Origin of the sequence: cyanobacterium endosymbiont of Epithemia turgida isolate EtSB Lake Yunoko (genome assembly GCF_000829235.1) — a bacterium.
In the GTDB taxonomy this organism is placed as follows: domain Bacteria; phylum Cyanobacteriota; class Cyanobacteriia; order Cyanobacteriales; family Microcystaceae; genus Rippkaea.
Genome location: NZ_AP012549.1, coordinates 1,218,762 through 1,239,623, shown reverse-complemented (window position 1 = coordinate 1,239,623; position 20,862 = coordinate 1,218,762). Strand labels below are relative to the sequence as shown.

Below are 20,862 nucleotides of genomic sequence, written 5' to 3'. Positions count from 1 at the left end.
GAACAAAAATTTAATGCTGACCTATCAAACCAAGGGAGATACCTCTTTGAGTACCCCAATCCACCCTACTGCCATTATTCACTCGAAAGCAGAACTACACCCCACCGTAGAAGTCGGCCCTTATGCGGTGATTGGAGACAATGTAAAAATTGATGCTCGAACCATTGTTGGGCCTCATGCTATTATTGAAGGACCAATAGAAATTGGAGTTGGTAATCGTATTTTTCCAAATGCTGTTATTGGTTCAGACCCCCAAGACTTAAAATATAAGGGAGCAGCCAGTTGTGCTAAGGTCGGAGACCACAATATCATTAGAGAATTTGTCACTATTAATAGAGCAACCCACGCCGATGAGGTGACCCAGATTGGTAATCATAACCTATTGATGGCTTATGTCCATGTTGCACACAACTGTGTGATTGAAGATAATGTCATTATTGCCAATGCTGTCGCTTTAGCTGGTCATGTTTATATTGAATCACGAGCAGTTATTGGTGGAGCATTAGGGGTTCATCAATTTGTTCGCATCGGACGTAATGCCATGCTAGGGGGGATGAGTCGTATTGATAGAGATGCTCCTCCGTTTATGATGATCGAAGGAAATCCATCACGGGTGCGATCACTCAATTTAGTTGGACTCAAAAGAGCTGGACTTACCACCCAAGACATAGGATACCTCAAGGAAGCCTTTCGTTTCCTTTATCGTTCGAATTTTACATTTAAAGAAGCTCTAGAGCAATTATCAAAGATCTATGATAACGAATATGTTAAGTATCTTCATCATTTTTTGATGGAATCTGCCACGGGAGAAAAACGACGCGGACCCATTCCAGCGAAAGCTTAGAGACAAACAGCACCAGTCATGGGGTTCATTTACATTTTTTAGAGAATCTATGCGAATTTTTATCAGTACAGGGGAAGTATCTGGGGATTTACAGGGCTCAATGTTGGTTGAAGCTCTTTACCAACAAGCCGAAGGTCAAGGTATCCCTTTGGAAATTCTAGCCTTGGGTGGTAATCTCATGGCACAAGCGGGTGCAAAATTGTTAGGGAATACCGCGGCTATTGGGTCTATTGGTATTGTTGAGTCTCTTCCGTTTATTATTCCTACTTGGTTAACACAACGTCGAGTTAAACAATATTTGCGACAAAATCTCCCTGATATTCTTATTCTTATTGATTATATGGGACCTAATTCCGCCTTTGGTCAATATGCTCGCAAGCATTTCCCTGAAGTTCCTATTATCTATTACATCGCTCCTCAATCTTGGGTCTGGACTCCCAATAGTAAAATTATTCAACAGTTCGTTCATATTACTGATCTTCTTTTAGCAATTTTTCCTGAAGAAGCCCAATTTTTTGCAGAAAAAGGTGTTCAAGTTAAGTGGGTTGGTCATCCCCTACTAGATCGTATGACTCAAGCTCCTAGCCGTGAAGAAGCCCGTCTTAGATTAAATATTGATTCCGGTCAAACGGTAGTCGCCTTATTTCCGGCTTCCCGTTATCAAGAGTTGAAATATCACCTTCCTCGGATGTGTAAAGCAGCCCAAAAACTTCAAGAAAAAATTCCTGATCTTCATTTTTTACTTCCTATTTCTCTGAGTGAATATCACGATACCATTAAAGCAACAGTTAATACCTATCAACTTTCGATTACTTTGCTTGAGGGACAAAAAGCTTTAGAGGTAATGGCTGCAGCAGATTTCGCTATCGCTAAATCAGGGACTGTTAATTTAGAATTAGCTTTACTTAGAATTCCTCAATTAGTATTATGTTTAGTCAATCCTTTAACTATGTGGATTGCTCGTAATATTTTAAAGTTTTCTATTCCTTTTATGTCTCCTCCAAACTTAGTGATGATGGAAGAAATTGTTCCTGAATTATTACAGGAAGAAGCAACTATAGATCGTATTGTACAAGAGTCTTTAGACTTGTTGCTTAATACTGAACGTCGTCAAAAAACCTTAGAAAATTATGATCAAATGTGTACTCTCTTAGGAGAAGTGGGGGTATGCAATCGCGTGGCAATGGAAATTTTGGGATATAAAAAAAGTAAATAAGGATTTTATGGGTATTTTAAATATGCAACTCTAATCAAGAAAAGTCAAGAAATAGCAAATTTTAAAAGATACTTATCAGTTTTTTAAAAACAATATTTTTTGCTATTTTAGTATAAATATCTTACCAATAAATATTATTTGTTAATATTTATTGATTCTTTACAATTTTAAAAATTAAAAACCTAGTGTTAGTCGATATAATACTATCTTAATTGATAAAAAATAATTGATAAAAATTTAAGTATTTTAAAGTAGAAAAAATTTACAATAGCAAGTAAATAATAAAAAAATATTTTGAACATTCTATGTAAAATTTATTTCTATGATCCAAAATCATAAATTAGTTTAACATCAATAACTTATATATCGTATTGTAATATGTACCTATCTTTGTTTTATATAAAGTAACAATACTAATTAATGAGGGTTTTTATTGCAGAAACATTTAACTAAATTGTATTAGTTTTTTTACATGTTTCTGCTGTAGCTAACAATAATAATTTTCATTAAAATAAGTTAAATTTTTAAAATAAATATCTACGCTAAAGCAATAAAAACTAGTAATATTCTTGATTAAACTAACAATTAGTTAAATATTTTTAAATCGTTTTTTTTGATATTATTAAGTAATAAAAAAAATCAAAATATTCCCTTATGGAGTAGAAAAATTTTCTTTTATTGAGGTCTTATTTCTTAATAAGATAAAACGATATTCTTCAGAATTTAACTCTATTCGAAACTCTTGGTAAGAAATTAATAATATTGGTAAAATTAAGAACTCCATAATTATCGAGATATCAATCCGGTAATTAGGTTAATAACTGATGAAGGCATAATTGGCTGATTCACCTGCTGCTGTTATTATGATCTACCCAATTTAAAATCGTTATGTATAACGAATATGTGAAAATATTGTAGTCAGTTTAGAAAGTTAATATAAAGCAAAACGCTCCGCTGCTTAATTTATAAAGACAACTACAATGATAGTAAATCATAATCAAAAAATTAAAAATAATTAATATAATTCTCGATATAAAGCGTTTATTTATAAAAACTATATTCCAGATAGGACAAAACTGTAACCCAATAGCCACAAGTAGAAGTTACCATAGTAGAAATGATGTCATTGCCGCTGATAGGAGACTTACCAATACCTTCTGTATTTACAAGTCAAGTAGCAATAAAAGTGGTAATCAATTATATAACATCAACAATCAAGGTATAAATTATTAATAGTCTAAACGAACCGATACACAATTAATTATACTCGATTATTTCTAAATAGCAAAGATATATTTAAGGATGTGTCGAGTAAAAACCTTCTTATCAGGTTGTTAACTAAAATCAATAACATTTACAACAAGTTTATTTGCTCATATTTAAGTATTGACTATGAAAACTCGTCTTTTAAATACTGATTATACTTCTTTTAAAATTTTTTTAAAAGATTTATCTATTCAACAACAATTACAAAAACAATTATCACGCTTATTAATCAATTTACAATTCTTTAAAGAACCCTCATTGAATTTACCTCATAAAATTTTAGCTGTGTCCCGCTTATCCTCTTCTACTCCGATTACTTATCGTTGTGCGATAGCCATGCAACTGTCAAGTAAGCTCTCTCTATCTCCTATTGAGATTGCACAACAGGTATTTTCTATGTTGAAAGCTCAATCTAATTTTGACGATCAAGAATTTTCCCAATTAACATTGACAATGAAACTCATTGACCCAGGGTGGTTAGATTTTGAGGTGAGCGATCACACTCTTGTCCTTTGGTTACAATTATTAGGACAAAAGATATTTTTTCAACCTAACTTATCTAAAATACCAAAAAAAGCTGATAATTTATTTCTTATTGAATATACCTATGCGAGGTGTTGTTCTTTATTACGTTTAGGAGAGACAGAGGGGTTAATTACTTTTCAGTCAGAGGCTTCGGGCGACTTAACATTGCCTTGGAAAGTTCCCGATCCTATTCCTTGGCTGAAAAATAATTATCAATTACGGCTTACCCATCGATCCGCCTTAGCCCTAATTAATCAGGTGGTTATCACTGTTGATCGGTCAGTTAACAATCCTTCAGTAACCTGGAATAAGCTTGGAACTCAATTAAGCGAATCTATTTTAGATTTTGAACGTAATTGCCGAATTTTTGGAGATTTAGCTCAAAATAATCTCCAATTATCTCAAGCTCGATTAGGATTAATTGCTATAAGTCAGCATTTATTAAAATGGCTGTGGTACAGTCACTTGGGAAACTTTCCAAGATCCCAATTATAATTCATGACGCATAAATCGAAAATTTTTCTTAAGTATAGTGACAAATCCCTGTGAGTTATATATACTTTTAGCAGTGTGAGGAGCGAACCAAAAAGAGAGCCAAGACGAAACATGGAAAGTCGTTGGCTCTCTTTCTGATTGCTGGGTAAATAATAGTCACTAAAAATCTAATAGGCAATATCACAATCTAATTTTCTAACTTCGAAAGAACGAAATTGAGTCGGAACTAGATTTATAGAACTTCGGTTCTAGTTATAAAGTCCACCGTCTACCATAGCAAATGAGCTCCCCTGTTCGACAGAATGTCAGACTTATTGGGTCAAGACTATGATTCTCCTGAACCACCCACCAATTCTACCCAACTTACATCGAGGTTCTTATAGCGTAGTACTGAGAAATCGCTGTCATCGAGAGTAGCTAAAGAAATAAATAGGTTTGGAAATCTACTATTGTATTGTCAATCGTTCCGATAACTAGATTGTTTTTAGTTGATTTTATATAAGCAATGCTATCGTATTCCGTTCCTCCATTCTTATCACTCGGAAGTGATGTTGTACTGATAATATACCAAGCTGGTCCGGAGTAACTACTATATAAAAAGGTTATAAACGATCCATAATTGTGTAAAGATAAAAAGCCATAAATATGATTATTCTCTAATGGACCAACATTCAGAAGATAAAGATTGTTGTAGAGGACTTAGTCTAAATCCAGTTCGTTTTGAGAAGTCTAAACCGAAATTTTTATCTTCTGTTTTATTAAAATTTTAGTCTCCAATCCACATATATACAGAATCAATTTACCAATTTATTTCTTATATCTACCTAGTTACAAGGCTGTAGGAGTGATTGAACAAATAGCGCTATATTGCTATGTTTAACTCAGTCAAATCATCATAGATATATAGTTTTTGATGAACCTAGAGTAGAATTAAAGCCAATCAGAAAAAAATAACTGCTATAGTAATTCAGGACTATGAATAGTTATGTGTTTATAGATTTATTAAACCATTATTAGGAAACCCCTTATGGAATTAAATTACAAGAGCGAATACAAAATAGCTAAATTTTTATTAACTAAATTCAGCTAAAGATATGGAATTATACGGAAAAAAATTTTATTAATAGAAGATAATGCCAAATAGTTTTCTGGCAGAAATTGCTCAAAAATATTTATCAGCTTACTTTCTATAACTAGAGCTTGTAGAAAGATGATAGATGTTAGTAGATTAGCATTAAGTTAATAAGTATTTTGAAATGATTGATAAAAAATCAAAAAAGTAGCTCTGAGTAAGAGTGACATCCTCAGTTAAATAAAAGATAAAATTAAAGAAATTTAACCTTATTTTGGGTTAATTTTTTTATATGTTTTAGGAGAATCTGACAATTAGACTTGGTATTAGATGTTATTTCACAAGTATTAAAAAATATTTAACTATAAGTTATACATTTAAAAATTAACTTAAATATAGTTGCTTGAAAAATATAAAGTATTTTCTAAAAGAAAAAAGAAGAACTTCTTCAAATAGAAAGTAGCTATCATAACTCTTATGAAAAAATTAACGGTTGAATCTAATTTATATCTTTATACTTGGTATCTAATCACTAAATATTAATATTTATAGTGTAATCATCTTCAGTTATTTTGAGAATATATCTCATTTATGGAAATGATATATGCTAATGTTAAAAGCCCAAACATATAAGTCTTAATCACGAAAAGTACTAGTTAATTTAATACTATTGGTTAATTTTATATATTGATAATACTAAAAAAATAAAGCTTAAATTAATCTAGTAAAAATATTTTTTTGATTGAATAAAAGTAACTAATTTATTTGTAACTACTATTATATATTCGAGTAATTATGTGTAATTAATAAATTTTTATTTAGTAAATACAGTAAAATCTTAACTATTTCACTTAGTGCTTTATAAGTTGTTATTAAGTGAGGAGTAATGAGATGTAAGGAATAAAGCACTAATTAAATTAAAAGCAAAAAAAAATTAAATTTTTAAATTACCACGAATCTATTTTAGAGCATTCAAACTAAAATAGATTCTTCTTACTTCATAGAATATTTGATTATTGTTAAATAATTTTGGGTTACCATAGCATGTAGTGACTGCTTTATATATTCCAAAAACTGTATATTTGATGCAATTTGTAAATGTGTAACTCTCTATAATTGTGATCATTAATTTTAAAAATTGTTAATGTTTGCTATGATTTGGCTAAATTTTTGCCATCCTATCAGTAGGTAGTCTATATTATATGCTTTCTTCGCGACAGGAAATTCATCTTCAACAAGCCCACACTAGCCTTCAGCATACCTTGTCTTGGTATGGGAGTTTTCGTCGTCATTGGAATTATCCCCCTGATCCTGAACTCCAAGCTGCTGTACGTAAAGATTTACAAATCCTCAAAGGAGCTTTAGATAAACTTGAACAAAATATCATTAGAATTGCGACTTTTGGTTTAGTCAGTCGCGGTAAGTCTGCTGTTATTAATGCTTTAATTGGACAAACACTCCTCGATACAGGTCCCTTGCATGGGGTAACTCAGTGGCCAAAATCTGTTCGCTGGAAACCTCCTGGCGATAAAGTTCAGGTAGAATTTATTGATACTCCTGGACTAGATGAGATTGAAGGAAAAACTAGGGCAAATATGGCTAAAGAAGTAGCATATCAAGCTGACTTAATTTTGTTTGTGGTAGCGGGAGATATTACTCGTACCGAATATGAAGCACTAGAGGAACTGCAACGTAGTCAAAAGCCCTTAATTTTAGTGTTCAATAAAATCGATCTTTATCCCTACCAAGATTGTCAAGAAATTTATCAACAACTACAAGTAATCAAAACAGACAAACAAAACTATATTCTGTCTCCCGAAGAAATTGTAAGGGTAGCAGCTGAACCCCAACCTGTTCTTGTAAAGGTTAAATATCCTGATGGTAAAGTGATAGAAGAATGGGAAACTCCATCTCCTCAAGTGGAGGAGTTACGCCGAAAAATATTAACTGTTCTGAATCAAGAAGGGCGATCATTATTATCTTTAAATGTATTAATGCAAGCAAAAGAAGCAGAAGAAAATATTGCAAAAAAAACTCTAGCAATTCGTGAAAAAGAAGCAGAGACTATTATTTGGAATTTTACTAAATCTAAAGCCCTAGCTGTTGCAATTAATCCCGTTGTATTTTTAGATCTCATTGGAGGAGCGATAACTGATTTGGCTTTAATTCGAGCTTTAGCTCGATTGTATGGATTGCCTATTACCAGTTATGAGGCGGGAAAACTTTGGAAAAAAATTCTTGTTAGTTCAGGTGGATTATTATTAGGGGAACTAACTACATTATTCATTTTGGGACTCGGAAAAAGTACCCTTGCTGCCGTCAGTTTTTTAGAAAGTTCAGCTGCATTAATGACATATGGAAGTACCGCTACAATGCAGGGGGGAATTGCTGGATATTATGCTTACATTGTTGGGAAAGCAGCTCAAGAATATTTAGAAAAAGGCTGTAGTTGGAGTCCAGTGGGTTCAAGTACTGTTATCCAGAATATCATTAATGAAGTTGATGCTCATACTTTTATTTATCGTTTACGAGAAAAGTTGTAGAGATTCAAAATTAAATATTTTTCATCAATTAATTATTAATTATCTAAAATAATTAAAAAATTTTTTACTAAGGTTTACAAAATTATTAGTTAAAGTATATTAGGGTATAAGCGTTTAGGATGAGTAAAATTTTCTATGTTTCTCTATCGTTACTGATAAAATTGTCTTAAGATACTCTGCGAAATAACAGCAGTAATTAGAGACGGTAAACTATCAATAGATAACTTATTTTATTGCTCATAAACAGGAAACAAAGCACGAGGAAAATCTTCAGCCGCAAGACATTTATTTAATGCTTGAGTGGGAGTTATATCAGGTAAATTTCGATTGACTGCAATGACACATTCTGAATAATACCCTGGACGCAAACTTGCTCGACAAGAAGTCAAAAGGGTTGATAAAGAAGGTTCTTTTGCAGTAGTTGTCCGGTTTTTAGTAGATGTTAAAGAGAGATTAGGAATTGCATTATAAATATCAGCCACACAGTGACCCAAATCAATAGGTCGCCTCACTTGATAACAAGCATTAAGGGCATCATCCCCTGCAATAGGAGTAGCTCTATAAATCATAGTGACACATTGGGATAACTCTTTAGGAATTAGTGCATCGGAACAGGCTAATGCAGCTTTATCTTGTTCGACCCCATATTGGGCAATTTGAGTTATACAGACATCGAATTGATTCCAATCTGCATTCCCAGCAACGAGGGGTAGGGACAAAATGTTGGGAATAAATAAACTCATAGGAATCAGAGCAATAGTAGTCAAAGGCTGTAGGCGTCTAGGTAACATTATCATTGAAGTTAAAACCATAATTACCGATGAAATTTATAAATCACCTCGGATCTTAAACATAGATACTGAAGGAAATCAAGTTAATTTATAGTAAGTAATTAATTTTACCTTCTTACTTGGTATACACTTTCAACCTACTCTTATGACACGACTATGGAATTACCGGATAACACACAGAGTATATTTAATTATACACATCGTTCCTTAACCAGAACAAAATAATAAAAAACTATTAGGGTTACTAAACGTCTCAAAATGATTGGGATATGTTTTTGCGTAATTTTAACCAGTCTTTCAGTGAGAGCTTTTTAAACTGCAAAAATTATTCAATAAGTCAAACTGAATCATAGTCATAAAAGTTATTCAACTTGGTGATATCTCAACCGAAGTTAGTTAGTAGTTGAGCTCTTCCTAGTATATAAAATAAAGCCATCTTGCTTTAGTTGATTAAAAACCAAATTTAAGTAGTTGAGCTAAAAATTAAGTTCAAAAAATTATCAAGATAAGTTAATTATTTAAAAATAGTAATTATTTGTTTAAGGGGTTTTCTAAAAATAACTTGAATTGGTGAAAATGAATTGTTTTTATTAACTATTGCTAAATATTTTCTTTAACTGGAGCTAAAATTTTATCCGTTTTGATTAGAGCAATCCCATTAAATATGCAAAGATATAGTACTGAGCTTAGGTTTTATCTTGCTATATTTTTTATTTCTATACAGCCAAAGAAGAGTAAATTTTACTTGACAAGTATAATATTATACCGATGATATATAATGTTAAATTGGCAAACAGTTAAATTTAATGACATGGCAGATGTCTTAGCAGTAGAAAGTTTATTTAAGGTTAAAGTTCAGACGATAGATTTGACTTAAGCGTAATCTAAAATTTTAGAAAGATAAATTAAGACAAAAATTATACAATTTTCATTATTTCTGTTGAAGTTTAATTTTTGTCTTATCTCCTAAAATAATTATGCTTACATCAAAATTATCAATGGTCTATTTAGACATACAGTTGGTGTAAAAGATAATATTTATGTTTTGTTATTACTTCATAAATATTTTAAACTGTTTTAAAAAATTATTTATTTTTTTTTAAACAGTTTAAAATATCGAAGATAAAATCGTGATTCTTGTTAAGACTGTTATTTACATAGGTAACATTAGAAAAATAAACTAAGTAAGCTATCTCAAATTCAGTGTCATAAGTTATTAGTAAAAATACTAGTTTAATAAAAATCTTATTCTAAATTTATCAAATTTAGTTAAGCTATAAGCTTTTTAAAAAATACATTTAACTTTATAATTAATATCTCCTGAGTAAGTAACTTTTTAAAAATTGCTATTGACCTAATTTTTGTTGTAAATACAGAAGAATACTAAAAATATTATTGTAATACACAAGGAAATAAGCAGTTGAAAAATTAAAGACTGAGTAAACCTATTAAGAAATATAAGCAGAGAAACAATTTCTAGATAAACTTTTTAAATAAAAGAAGTATTATGTAATTTTGCAATAAATAGAAAAAAAAATTAAAATAAAATATTTTAACAACTTTTCAGAAAACAGAGTTATATATTGTGCTACATTGAAAAATATTTAAAGTTATTTATACATTGCAAAGCTTGTACAACTTAATAAGTTTACTTCTGCTTGAACAGTTGGATAAAATTAAATCTTTCGGCAAAAAATTAGAACCCGAAATCTTAAAAGTCTTTTAAATAAAGTCTTAAGACTATCTAACATAAATTTTTCTAAAAGCTACTACATCTAAATCATTGTAAAATTAGTTGGTGAATACTTTAGATAAACTTTCTGATCATGGAATCTGATTTAGCTTAAATTTTTCCAGTAGTTCAGTTATTTTAGGGTAAATCGTGAATTTACTCTAAATATATATCCATTAGTCTTAAACTTAAGAATATTTTTTCTGTTTTCTATTGGCCAATAATGCATAGATTTGTAAAATTTAGATCACTTGTCCTCTGGTGTTTATTAGGATTCGTTGCGAGCTGGCTCATCAGTTGTAACCCTAGAGTTCCGACAGCATCTAATCAAGAATTAGAATTTTGGACAATGCAGCTTCAACCTAAATTTACTCCTTATTTCACGGATATTATCAATTCCTTTGAGAAAAAGAATCCAGATATAAGTGTCCGTTGGATAGATATACCTTGGGAAGCTATGGAAAGCAAAATTTTAACAACAGTGTCTGCCAAAACCGCTCCCAATGTGGTTAACCTTAATCCTAATTTTGCTTCTCAACTAGCTAGTCGTAATGCTTGGTTAAACTTAAACTCCTACATTTCTCCGGAGGTTAAACGGCAATATTTGCCGAAAATTTGGCAAGCAAGCACGCTCGGCGATGTTAGTTTTGGCATTCCGTGGTACTTAACTACTCGTATTACCCTTTATAATAAAAAGTTGCTCTCTCAAGCTAGTCTTACAACTCCTCCAAAAACCTTTGCCGAGTTGGCAGAATTTGCAAAAACATTCCACAACAAAACTGGCAAATATGCCATATTTGTTACTTTTGTCCCAGGAGATTCTGGGGAAGTTTTGGAATCTTTAGTCCAGATGGGGGTTCAGCTAGTAGATAAACAGAGAAAAGCTGCTTTTAATACGCCCGAAGGTGTTGCCGCGTTTAGTTATTGGGTTAATCTGTATCAAAATGAGTTGTTACCTCCTGAAGTTTTAACCCAAGGACATCGCCATGCTATTGATTTATATCAGTCAGGACAAACAGCTTTACTTTCCTCCGGGTCCGAATCTCTAACTAGTATCGAAAAAAATGCTCCTACTATTACTAAAGTTTCAGGGGCTGCTTCCCAAATTACGGGAAAAACAGGTAAAAAAAGTGTGGCAGTGATGAATTTAATTATTCCCCGTGATACTAATAAACCAGACGATGGCATAAAATTCGCTCTTTTTGTTACAAATACAGAGAATCAACTGAGGTTTGCCAAACAAGCGAATGTTTTTCCTTCGACGGTAAAAGGCATCAAACTGTACATAGAAGACTTGAAACAAGAGTCTGATTCTACAACTCTCATCACTCAAACCCGTAAAGTTAGTGCAATGCAGCTTGAAGATGCTGAAGTGTTGATTCCGTCAATTAACAATATTAATAAGCTACAACAGATTATTTACGAAAATTTACAGGCTGCCATGCTTAAAGAAAAAACTGTTGAACAAGCGGTTCAAGATGCGGCAGATGCTTGGAATAATATTGCTTCAACAATGAACAATAGATAATCTGTTCTCTTTTAAAGAAAACAGATTCACTCTAACTTTCCTCCGGAAAGGATTGATAGATAGTTATTTTATTTTTTCCCTTTTTAAGGGAAGGGTTTAGGAATCAATAAATTAATTGATTATAAATTATCTTTATTAAAAGATAATGTTTGACTCTGGGGATTTTCTTTTAAAAAGTTACCAATTACAAATCTAGTTAGGACAAACTGCTGTTGGACATCAAACTGGGTTAATTCATGATTTAGAATGGCTAATTAAAGATGTTTAGACAAGTTGTACTAATTTATTGGGATTGAAATGACTTAATTTTATCAATTTTCTATTTTGTCCCAAATTTTATAAAAAAGTAACATTAAAACTGTTGGCTTTTAGTCCCATATACAGTGGGATTAGTTTAAACGCTTTAAAAGAGAATCCCAAGTTTTGCAAGCCCTGAATTACTCTCGTATTACTCGATATCGAAACTATTTTGTCTTGAGGTTGCTCTAGAAGACAGTCATGGTATTTCTTGGGTGGCTTTGGTATAAGCAAAGACTATATTTTAGGGGTATTTGTACAAAAAATTTTATACCAAGGAAAAACATTTTAATGACAAATAATTTGATTTATCTATTAATATGAATTAATCCATATAATTGACCCCAAAAATAAAATATATTAAAATTATACAATTAAGTTAATATAAATATAAAACTATCTCTAAAAATATGGTTAACTATATTAACAATAATGATTACAAAAAATTACTATAGGAATATAAAATTAGTTTCAAAAAAATAATTTAGACAAAGAAAATACAAACCATTTTTCTCGATTATCTTCTGTATTAAATATTGTTTAATAATTTAATATTTTAAAAAATAAAAATAGTATTTAATATATGCTTAAGTTGTTCTAGGATTAATTTATTTAAAAAATAATCGGAAATAACTATTCATTTAAATAAATAGTTTTATCATACTACAAAACGCTTAAAATATTGATTGTTAGTTCTAGAAAACCTAGAACTAACAGGCATATCCCTACATAATAAATCTATTATTATTGGCTCATTATCAATGATGGAAGAAGTATACTTTAAATTAATTATTGGATTAATATTACTTTAACTAATTAGTGGATTTTTAAAAACTGCCTATTTTTTTTTATCTACTTTAAAATACAAGAATAATTCATAGGATTAAACTACCTTCAAGAGAAGGAATGTTTTAAAGATATTGTAGAGATTTTTATTCGTCAAATATTCAAACGATATTAAATCAGTATTAATACAAAAAATATAATTTATTTTATAAATAATTAGGTTAAGAAAAGAAGAGGCATTATGGCTAATAAAATAAATTTAACTTAATAAGTAATACTGACAGTCGATTACTTTATGTGTTACATCTCTAACCTATTAGATAGTATTCAGGGGGTTGAATAAAATTTTATATTTGAGACGAAGGATACAGTCAACTACCAAATAGAGAAAAATAAAACGTGTTAACTTTTAGCTCTACTACTATACTTGGTTTTGTTTTACTTAACACTAGTCTTTGTTTAGAACACATATAAATCTTATATATTATTTTTGATTAAGTGCTTAAAGTTTTTGAAGTTGACTAGGGTTTTAACCAATAATAGTAGTGATATTATGATTTTTTTATTGTGTTTAGTCCTTATTTAATTCAATAAAAGTTATAAATACAGTCTATATTATTTAATAACTTTTGTTCTCCATATTGCTACCCTAATAGCAAAGGAGTACATTAACTTACTTAAAGATTTTATTGAAATAAATTTGCACAATTTAAGTTTATAGATTAATAGTTCCGTAAGGTATTAATATTTTTCTCCGCGGTTTTATTAACTTCTACTTAGGTAAGTATAGATCAAGTATTAATTATTGATTGTATCCTTTTCTGAGTAGTTACTTATTTTTTAGATTTTATAATGTTACATAGGTAACTATATTTTGTTGTATATCAGATTTTAGTGTAGCTAACGCAAACAGTAAATATTAAAATTAAAATTCTAAATGAAGATAAGAATGTTCATGATTAAGATAAAAATGTTCATGATTAAGAGGATGTTTATCAACTACTCAACTTAACTTAATCAATTTCTCCATACTATGTGGTCATGAAAACCACTAATGTCAAATAAATTTTATTTTTTTAAAATTTTTTTTAAAAAAATAAAATCAAAAATTATTGAGCAAGAGGGGTTGATCTTTATACCCTTAATAGGTATAAATAGATATATAACTGTATAGGAATAATACCCTATGAAACGAACCAATAGCCAAGCAAAGAAAATCCAGGAAATCACCGGACTTGAACCTAGACACTTTGCAGATTTAGTGAGAACGGCGCAATTGATTTTTGATCCAACGGGTGGTGTCTCTGGGATGAGACTCGAAGTTGATTGGTCTTATTTTGGTATTTCTGAGAATGTGGCCGAAAATTTAAAAGAATTTGGACAAAAATACCAGTATGCATCTCCCCATGTTGCGGTTGATGTTGTTTGGGAGCAGTTGATTCCCGAAACTCGTAGTTGGGTTATTGAAAACAAAGAGAATTTATGGAAAATTGAGGAAGCTTTTCCGGCACTTGATGAAGATTAATATTGACAGAGGACGTAAGAGTCTTTTTTCGTATTAAAGACTTTTACATCCTCAAGTAGCAAGTTTTAATTATTTTTTTTATGAAGCGGCTTTTAAAGTTATTATAGCTGTTACTTTGTTTATTAGTAAATAATCGATGATAACATAAGCCCAAGCGAACAATTGTAGGATGAAAACTTTCGTTATAGTTATATGAGTTTCAAAAGTTTCTTTACTTGTTTACTATTAGAAAATGAAAAGTACAAGGAATATTTTGTTAGAGATTGAAGTAGTATTTTTTATTCGATTTTTCAGATATTTGCTATAAATCTCGTTGTGCTTTTGTCGCTATGATAAGGTGATGGGTCGCAGGTATTTGCGAGCCATCACCTCCTTATCGGGTTTAACCAAACTACTTTTTCCTCGTAGGTGAATGACTCTCACCTCAGTCCAGTAAAGGATTTTCTAAGCTTTATCTCGAGTACAGTGACAGCAATCAATATCATCAAAATACATGAAATAGTCTTCATCGATTTAGCCAGTTTGTTCAAAAGTAACAGCTTTAATCCCAACGCTATTTACTGCTGAACATCCCCCATTGATAGAATACTCAATCAGTGCGACCCAATAATTCCATTGATTATCGAGAATACTCTGTTATGAGATAAGAACTGAGTTACTCCCAGAGGCATTATCTACTAGTATGACACAATGTTCATTCATATCTATTTGCTCTTCAAGTGAACGCAAACAGTTAAGAACTAAATTTGGGCTACGATAGTTAATGATGACTATAGACCAATTTATTTGTTCAGAGAAATTATGATATTTTTTAAAGGTATTATTGGTTGATATAACATGGCTAAAATTATTAGTTGTAAGTCTTTAGGAAAACAATCGGTCTATGATATTGGAGTTGTTCAAGATCATAATTTTTTATTGGCTAATGGCGTAGTTGCGTCTAACTGCTTTAATAAATCTCACTCCACTGCTTATGCTTATATAACCTATCAAACCGCTTACTTAAAAGCAAATTATCCTGTTGAATACATGACGGCTTTATTGACAGCTAGTAGTGACAATCAAGATAAGGTAGAAAAGTATCGAGAGAATTCTCAAAAGATGGGAATTTATATTAATCCTCCTGATATTAATTGTTCCCAGAAAGATTTTACTCCAATTGGAGATAATATTCTGTTTGGGTTCTCGGCGATTAAAAATTTAGGAGGAGGAACTATTGATAGCATATTGAAAGCTAGGGAGAAAAGAGGAAATTTTAAATCTCTAGCTGATTTTTGCTCGTCTGTTAACTTACGATTAGTTAACAGACGAGCCTTAGAAACTTTAATCTATTGTGGAGCATTTGATAAAATTAAAGCTAACCGCAAACAATTGATAAATGATCTTGATCTAGTTATTTCTTGGGCACAAAAGCGAACTAAAGAGAAAGAAACTGGGCAATTAAACATCTTTGATATACTAAAAAATAGTATCCAGAATAATACTAATAATCAGTCTGAATTTGCTCAGGAACCAAGTTCCCCTTTTGTAGCTGATTTTACTCTACCTAAAAGACTTAAGTTAGAAAAAGAACATTTAGGTTTTTATATTTCTGAGCATCCTTTAAAATCGGTTAAAGAGGCAACTCATATTTTATCCCCGATTAATTTGAGTGAATTAGAGAATCAAAGATCTAAATCTAAAATTAGTGCTGTTGTGATAGTTAATGAGGTTAAAAAAATAGTAACTAAGACTGGAAAAGAAATGGCATTTATCACATTAGAGGATATTTCAGGCCAATCAGAAGGGGTAGTTTTTTCTGATGTGTATGAACACATTAAAGAACTATTGGTTGAAGATAACCATTTGATGATTTGGGGAAAGGTTGACCGTCGAGATAATCAAGTTCAACTAGTTATTGAAAATGGAGAAGTTGTAGAGAAAGTAAAGATATTAATAGTTAAATTAACTCTTCAACAAGCAGTTAATCAAAATTTTCAACAAAATTTAAAGAAAATTATTCAAGAAAATTCTAGAGATAAAATAAAAGCTAAAATCCCTGTTGTTGCTATTATTGGTATTGAAAATCAACAAAAGTTTGTTCGTTTCGGTCAAAACTATTGGGTAGAAAATGAATCAAGGACAATCTCCTCTCTTGAGAATGCTGATTTTATTGCTTACACTAGCCCTTTAATGCCTGCAGCCGAGTGAATTAAATTTTGTAGTTTCAATTATACTAAACCATTACGTATTACACATCATGGAATTAAATCATGAAAAGTTGGGACATATAAAAAAAGATACTCTACACAACCTATTGACTGAGTCAGCGGAGGCATACTTTATTTTTGTAGAATAAAACCTAATCTTTTATTATTTTTTATTTTAGCGTAATAAATGAAATGAAGTGTAATTTTAATTTTATAAAAAAACCTAGGGACATTTAATAAATTTTATCTTTCCATTGATAGTCGGTTATAATAAGATTATTCGTCGCACAAGTTGAAGTCATAAAATTGCTGATTCCTGTAAGTTGTTTTAGTAAAATCTTTATAAGATATGGATAGTCTGAAATAGTATAATAAGTAGTTGAAATTTAATAAATATAAAATAAAAAAATGCTTATAAAATATTAATTGCTAGATATCAGATTTCTCTAACATTCAGCTAGCATGATTAACTACACAAAAATTACAAAAGTCAACTTACCCCTAAAAGTTTATCTATGAATGAGAACAATATTAGAAATATTTTATTTTAATATAAGAGAATAAAAAGTTTTAAAATTTCTAGATTAAGTGAAACTATTATAAATTAAACCTGTAAAAATAATTTACAGATAAATTACTTAATACAAAAATAGAAGAAAGATATAAAGATATAAAAATAACCAAATCTAATTAAAGAGGAATAATTTCAAATAAAAGTTAATTAAATTTTTAACAATATATTTAAAGATGAAAATGATTTAGCTGAGGTAATTAAGCAAAATATTCATTAAAGCAGTTAATCTAAAAAAAGTAAATTAAAATTAAGTAAATTTAACTTTAATTCTTTAAATATATGAATAAAAAAAATAAGATTCTTTTAGAGCTATCTACTTTAATATATTTTTTATAAAATGAAAATTTTATCTTTAGTTTTTTTTACGACAAGTATAACCTCCCCAGGTTAAATAGAACTTAAATAATATAACTTTATTGAAGTTCTATTTAATTCAGATAAAGCTTAAGTTCTTTTATTTAAAACTAGATATAGTCATTAACTCGTAAAATTTTAAGCAAATGGTAATCATTTTACCTTTGTAAATTATGTTCTTTTCAAATTTATTAAAGGTTACAGATAAGTAGAGAATCTCTAAGATAAGTTGTTTATACTAAGAATTAGAAAAAATTATAGAGAAGGCAATGTAATATGACCCTTAGGACTGAAATTATGACATCTGTGCAACAATTAGGGTATCGCGTGACTGTTGGAGATGTCGCTACCCAAGCAGGACTCGAACTGAATGTAGCACAACAGGAATTGCTAGCTTTAGCTTCCGATAGCGGAGGACATTTACAAGTAGCTGAGTCAGGTGAAATTATATATCTTTTCTCACCAAATTTTAAGAAAATTCTCCGTAATAAATACTGGCAACTTTACTTTAAAGAAATCTGGAAAAAAATATGGAATGCTCTTTTCTATTTACTTCGGATTTCTTTTGGGGTAATTATAATTGCTTCTGTCGTTTTGATGATGATTACTATTGCTATGATTATTGTTGCTATTAGTTCTAGTAGTCAAAAAGATAAAGACTCTCAAGAAAGCAGAGGTCTAGGTTATGAAAATAATTTTATTTTTTTTCCAAACTTTTCTAATTTATTTTTGATTTTTTATCCTGATTACAATTATTATTTTCATCGATATAAATCGTATCAAAGTTCCGAAATAAATCGGCAAGAAAGCGATCTTAATTTTCTAGAAGCTATTTTTTCATTTTTGTTCGGTGAAGGTAATCCTAATAATAACTTAGAAGAATGTCGTTGGCGAGAAATAGGGGCAGTAATTCGTACTAATCAAGGAGCAATTATTGCTCAACAAGTTTCTCCTTACCTTGATAATATAACTCAATACAACGAAGATAGTGAAGATTATATGTTACCTATTTTAACCAGATTCAATGGTTATCCTAGAGTCTCCTCCCAAGGAGAAATAATATATTATTTCCCTAGGTTACAAGTAACAGCTCAACTACATAAAAAGCATTCAGTTACTAGCTATTTAAAGGAAAATTTATATTGCTTTAGTAGAGCTAGTAGCAGACAAATTATGCTAGCAACTGGGTTAGGAATATTAAATTTTATTCTCGCTCTGGTTTTAGGATATTTAATTAAAGATCCTGAATTTATAAATCAAATGACTGGATTAGTCTCTTTTGTTAACTCTATTTATTGGATATTATTAGTCTATTCAATAGGTTTTCTAGTAATTCCTTTGATTCGCTATTTTGTGGTTCAGTGGCGTAATGATATAATTAAGTCCCGTAATATGATCCGGCAAAAAAGAGCAGAAAATTTATTGCAACCGAGTGAAAATCTACAGCAAAAAATAAAATATGCTTGTGAATTTGCAGCAGAAAAATTAATTACCGAAGCTGATATTAGCTATACGACTGAAAAGGATATTTTGGAACAATAAATTAAACCTTAAGAGCAAGTTGAGCAAGAATAATAAAAATATTTTTAATCTAATCAATGACTACAACACCAGTGAGATAGGTTGTAATATAAGCTGCGGATAGTGATCGTAACTCTTGTGTTATTTTAACCAGACTTCTAGCCACCTTTAATCAAAGAAGGTTAAACTATATTCTTATGCAAAAGAAATTTATTTTACAGCAATTTTATATTATTGTTGATGATTATTCAATGAGAACAATTTTCTTCGTTGAAAATATAAAAACCAACGTTAATAAACAATTAATTTAGCTAAAAAGTTTATATTATTATATTTATATGAGTATTTATTTATAGATATTTAATATTGTCAGAGATTATCTTATTCTAAGATAGAGATATGAACAAATATCAAATAACCACTCTAATTGGTTACGTCATAAAAATTCTTGTCGTTAAATACAAGCTATTATTCTGATGATGCCATAAAGCACACTTTTAATAAAGAATTTTTGGAATGTTATTTAGTGTGGAAAAAGATAATTTTAATCATTTTAAAATTTATTTTTAGCATAGAGAGCTTCATTTTACAAATTTCATTAAGATACATTTTGTTAAATACATATATCTTCGGCAATTTTTAAAAATTAAGATTACATGTAGTTATGTACAGTCTTACTTTAAGAAATTAGGATCAGAACATGTTTAACAACAGGTTAAATGCTTTTACAAATCCGCAATAGCGGCTAATAAATATCCATAAACAATTAATTGTTCAAGATCTTCCCAAGTTATTATTGAGAATAAATTCAGCAATTATTAAGTCAATTGGAGTTGTTACTTTCAAGTTTGTTTCTTCCCCCTCTATGATTTTTACAGGTAACTTACACTTTTCAAATAAAGCTGAATCATCGGTAACTTCCCAATCTGAACTACGTCCTTTTTCATGACATTTTTTTAGGAGTTTAACATCAAATCCTTGGGGGGTTTGAGCTGCCCATAGTTGAGATCTATTCAGGGTATTTTGAATAAATTTATGCTGATCAACAACTTTAATGGTGTCTTTAATGGGAATAGCTGTAATTAATCCCTGACATGTTAACAATTCCTCAGCACAACGATCAAACAGTTGTGGAGTAGCTAAACATCTTGCTCCATCATGGATTAATATTTTTTGTACCTCTATAGATAAAGCCTGCAATCCATTATAAACTGATTTTTGACGAGTTTCGCCTCCTTGGATTAATTCTACTGGTTTAGTCACAGAAAGATTGGTCAGAATTTTCTGAAAACTAGGAAAGTCATAGGATTTGCCAATAATACCGATCCAGCGAATTTTTTCAGAAGCTTCAGCCGCCAGAAGTGTCCAAGTTAATAATGGTTTTCCTAATAGACTCAGGAGAAGTTTGTTGCGATCGCTTCCCATCCGTTTTCCCAATCCTGCTGCCGGAATTAATAAATGCATTCTTTCATCATTTAAGGATATATCTATGGATAGTACATTATTTTAGATGCGCTTTAATCACTTAAAATAGTCATTATTAACTTAATGAGTGATTAACTGTTATGCCTAGACCGAAAAAGTTAAGTCCTAACGAACAAGTG

General features: G+C 30.2%; 10 protein-coding genes. 8 read left to right on the top strand and 2 right to left on the bottom strand.

The features are described from left to right. Positions 1-13 precede the first annotated feature (13 nt). The 4 genes from lpxA (at position 14) to ETSB_RS03815 (ending at position 7,961) form a co-directional block, all read left to right on the top strand. A complete protein-coding gene (lpxA, locus tag ETSB_RS03830) occupies positions 14-844 on the top strand; it encodes an acyl-ACP--UDP-N-acetylglucosamine O-acyltransferase (RefSeq protein WP_044106396.1) in 831 nt (276 codons plus the stop codon). A 49-nt stretch (positions 845-893) separates the two neighbouring features. Then, positions 894-2,060, top strand: coding sequence for a lipid-A-disaccharide synthase (gene lpxB / locus ETSB_RS03825; RefSeq protein ID WP_044106395.1), 1,167 nt, complete (start codon positions 894-896; stop codon positions 2,058-2,060). 1,392 nt (positions 2,061-3,452) lie between these two features. Continuing rightward, complete coding sequence (locus ETSB_RS03820) at positions 3,453-4,346, top strand: hypothetical protein (protein WP_044106394.1); 894 nt, start codon at positions 3,453-3,455, stop codon at positions 4,344-4,346. A gap of 2,274 nt (positions 4,347-6,620) precedes the next feature. Then, entirely contained in the window at positions 6,621-7,961 is a 1,341-nt protein-coding gene (locus ETSB_RS03815) for a GTP-binding protein (protein WP_044106393.1), read from the top strand. A 230-nt stretch (positions 7,962-8,191) separates the two neighbouring features. On the opposite strand, the gene ETSB_RS03810 is transcribed toward ETSB_RS03815, so the two are convergent. Continuing rightward, entirely contained in the window at positions 8,192-8,773 is a 582-nt protein-coding gene (locus ETSB_RS03810; RefSeq protein ID WP_084220186.1) for a hypothetical protein, read from the bottom strand. Positions 8,774-10,707: 1,934 nt separating this feature from the next. Here ETSB_RS03810 and ETSB_RS03805 point away from each other — a divergent pair. From ETSB_RS03805 to ETSB_RS03790, 4 genes are all read left to right on the top strand, one after another. After that, the gene (locus ETSB_RS03805; RefSeq protein WP_044106392.1) at positions 10,708-12,012 is read left to right on the top strand and encodes an ABC transporter substrate-binding protein; all 1,305 of its coding nucleotides are present in this window, start codon (positions 10,708-10,710) and stop codon (positions 12,010-12,012) included. A 2,269-nt stretch (positions 12,013-14,281) separates the two neighbouring features. After that, positions 14,282-14,620 carry a hypothetical protein gene (locus tag ETSB_RS03800; RefSeq protein WP_044106391.1) on the top strand — a complete coding sequence of 113 codons (339 nt, stop codon included), beginning with the start codon at positions 14,282-14,284 and terminating at the stop codon, positions 14,618-14,620. An 837-nt stretch (positions 14,621-15,457) separates the two neighbouring features. Further along, on the top strand, positions 15,458-16,810 hold the full coding sequence (locus ETSB_RS03795) for a helix-hairpin-helix domain-containing protein (RefSeq protein ID WP_044106390.1): 1,353 nt from the start codon (positions 15,458-15,460) through the stop codon (positions 16,808-16,810). Positions 16,811-18,013: 1,203 nt separating this feature from the next. After that, positions 18,014-19,279, top strand: coding sequence for a hypothetical protein (locus ETSB_RS03790; protein WP_044106389.1), 1,266 nt, complete (start codon positions 18,014-18,016; stop codon positions 19,277-19,279). Positions 19,280-20,032: 753 nt separating this feature from the next. Here ETSB_RS03790 and ispD read toward each other — a convergent pair. Beyond that, complete coding sequence (ispD, locus tag ETSB_RS03785; RefSeq protein WP_044106388.1) at positions 20,033-20,722, bottom strand: 2-C-methyl-D-erythritol 4-phosphate cytidylyltransferase; 690 nt, start codon at positions 20,720-20,722, stop codon at positions 20,033-20,035. Positions 20,723-20,862 lie beyond the last annotated feature (140 nt).

Coding starts and splice junctions, on each gene's coding strand:
- ETSB_RS03800 (WP_044106391.1), top strand. CDS start 14,282: ATGAAACGAACCAATAGCCAAGCAAAGAAAATCCAGGAAATCACCGGA.
- ETSB_RS03820 (WP_044106394.1), top strand. CDS start 3,453: ATGAAAACTCGTCTTTTAAATACTGATTATACTTCTTTTAAAATTTTT.
- ETSB_RS03805 (WP_044106392.1), top strand. CDS start 10,708: ATGCATAGATTTGTAAAATTTAGATCACTTGTCCTCTGGTGTTTATTA.
- ETSB_RS03795 (WP_044106390.1), top strand. CDS start 15,458: ATGGCTAAAATTATTAGTTGTAAGTCTTTAGGAAAACAATCGGTCTAT.
- ETSB_RS03790 (WP_044106389.1), top strand. CDS start 18,014: ATGACCCTTAGGACTGAAATTATGACATCTGTGCAACAATTAGGGTAT.
- ETSB_RS03810 (WP_084220186.1), bottom strand. CDS start 8,773: ATGGTTTTAACTTCAATGATAATGTTACCTAGACGCCTACAGCCTTTG.
- ETSB_RS03815 (WP_044106393.1), top strand. CDS start 6,621: ATGCTTTCTTCGCGACAGGAAATTCATCTTCAACAAGCCCACACTAGC.
- ispD (WP_044106388.1), bottom strand. CDS start 20,722: ATGCATTTATTAATTCCGGCAGCAGGATTGGGAAAACGGATGGGAAGC.
- lpxB (WP_044106395.1), top strand. CDS start 894: ATGCGAATTTTTATCAGTACAGGGGAAGTATCTGGGGATTTACAGGGC.
- lpxA (WP_044106396.1), top strand. CDS start 14: ATGCTGACCTATCAAACCAAGGGAGATACCTCTTTGAGTACCCCAATC.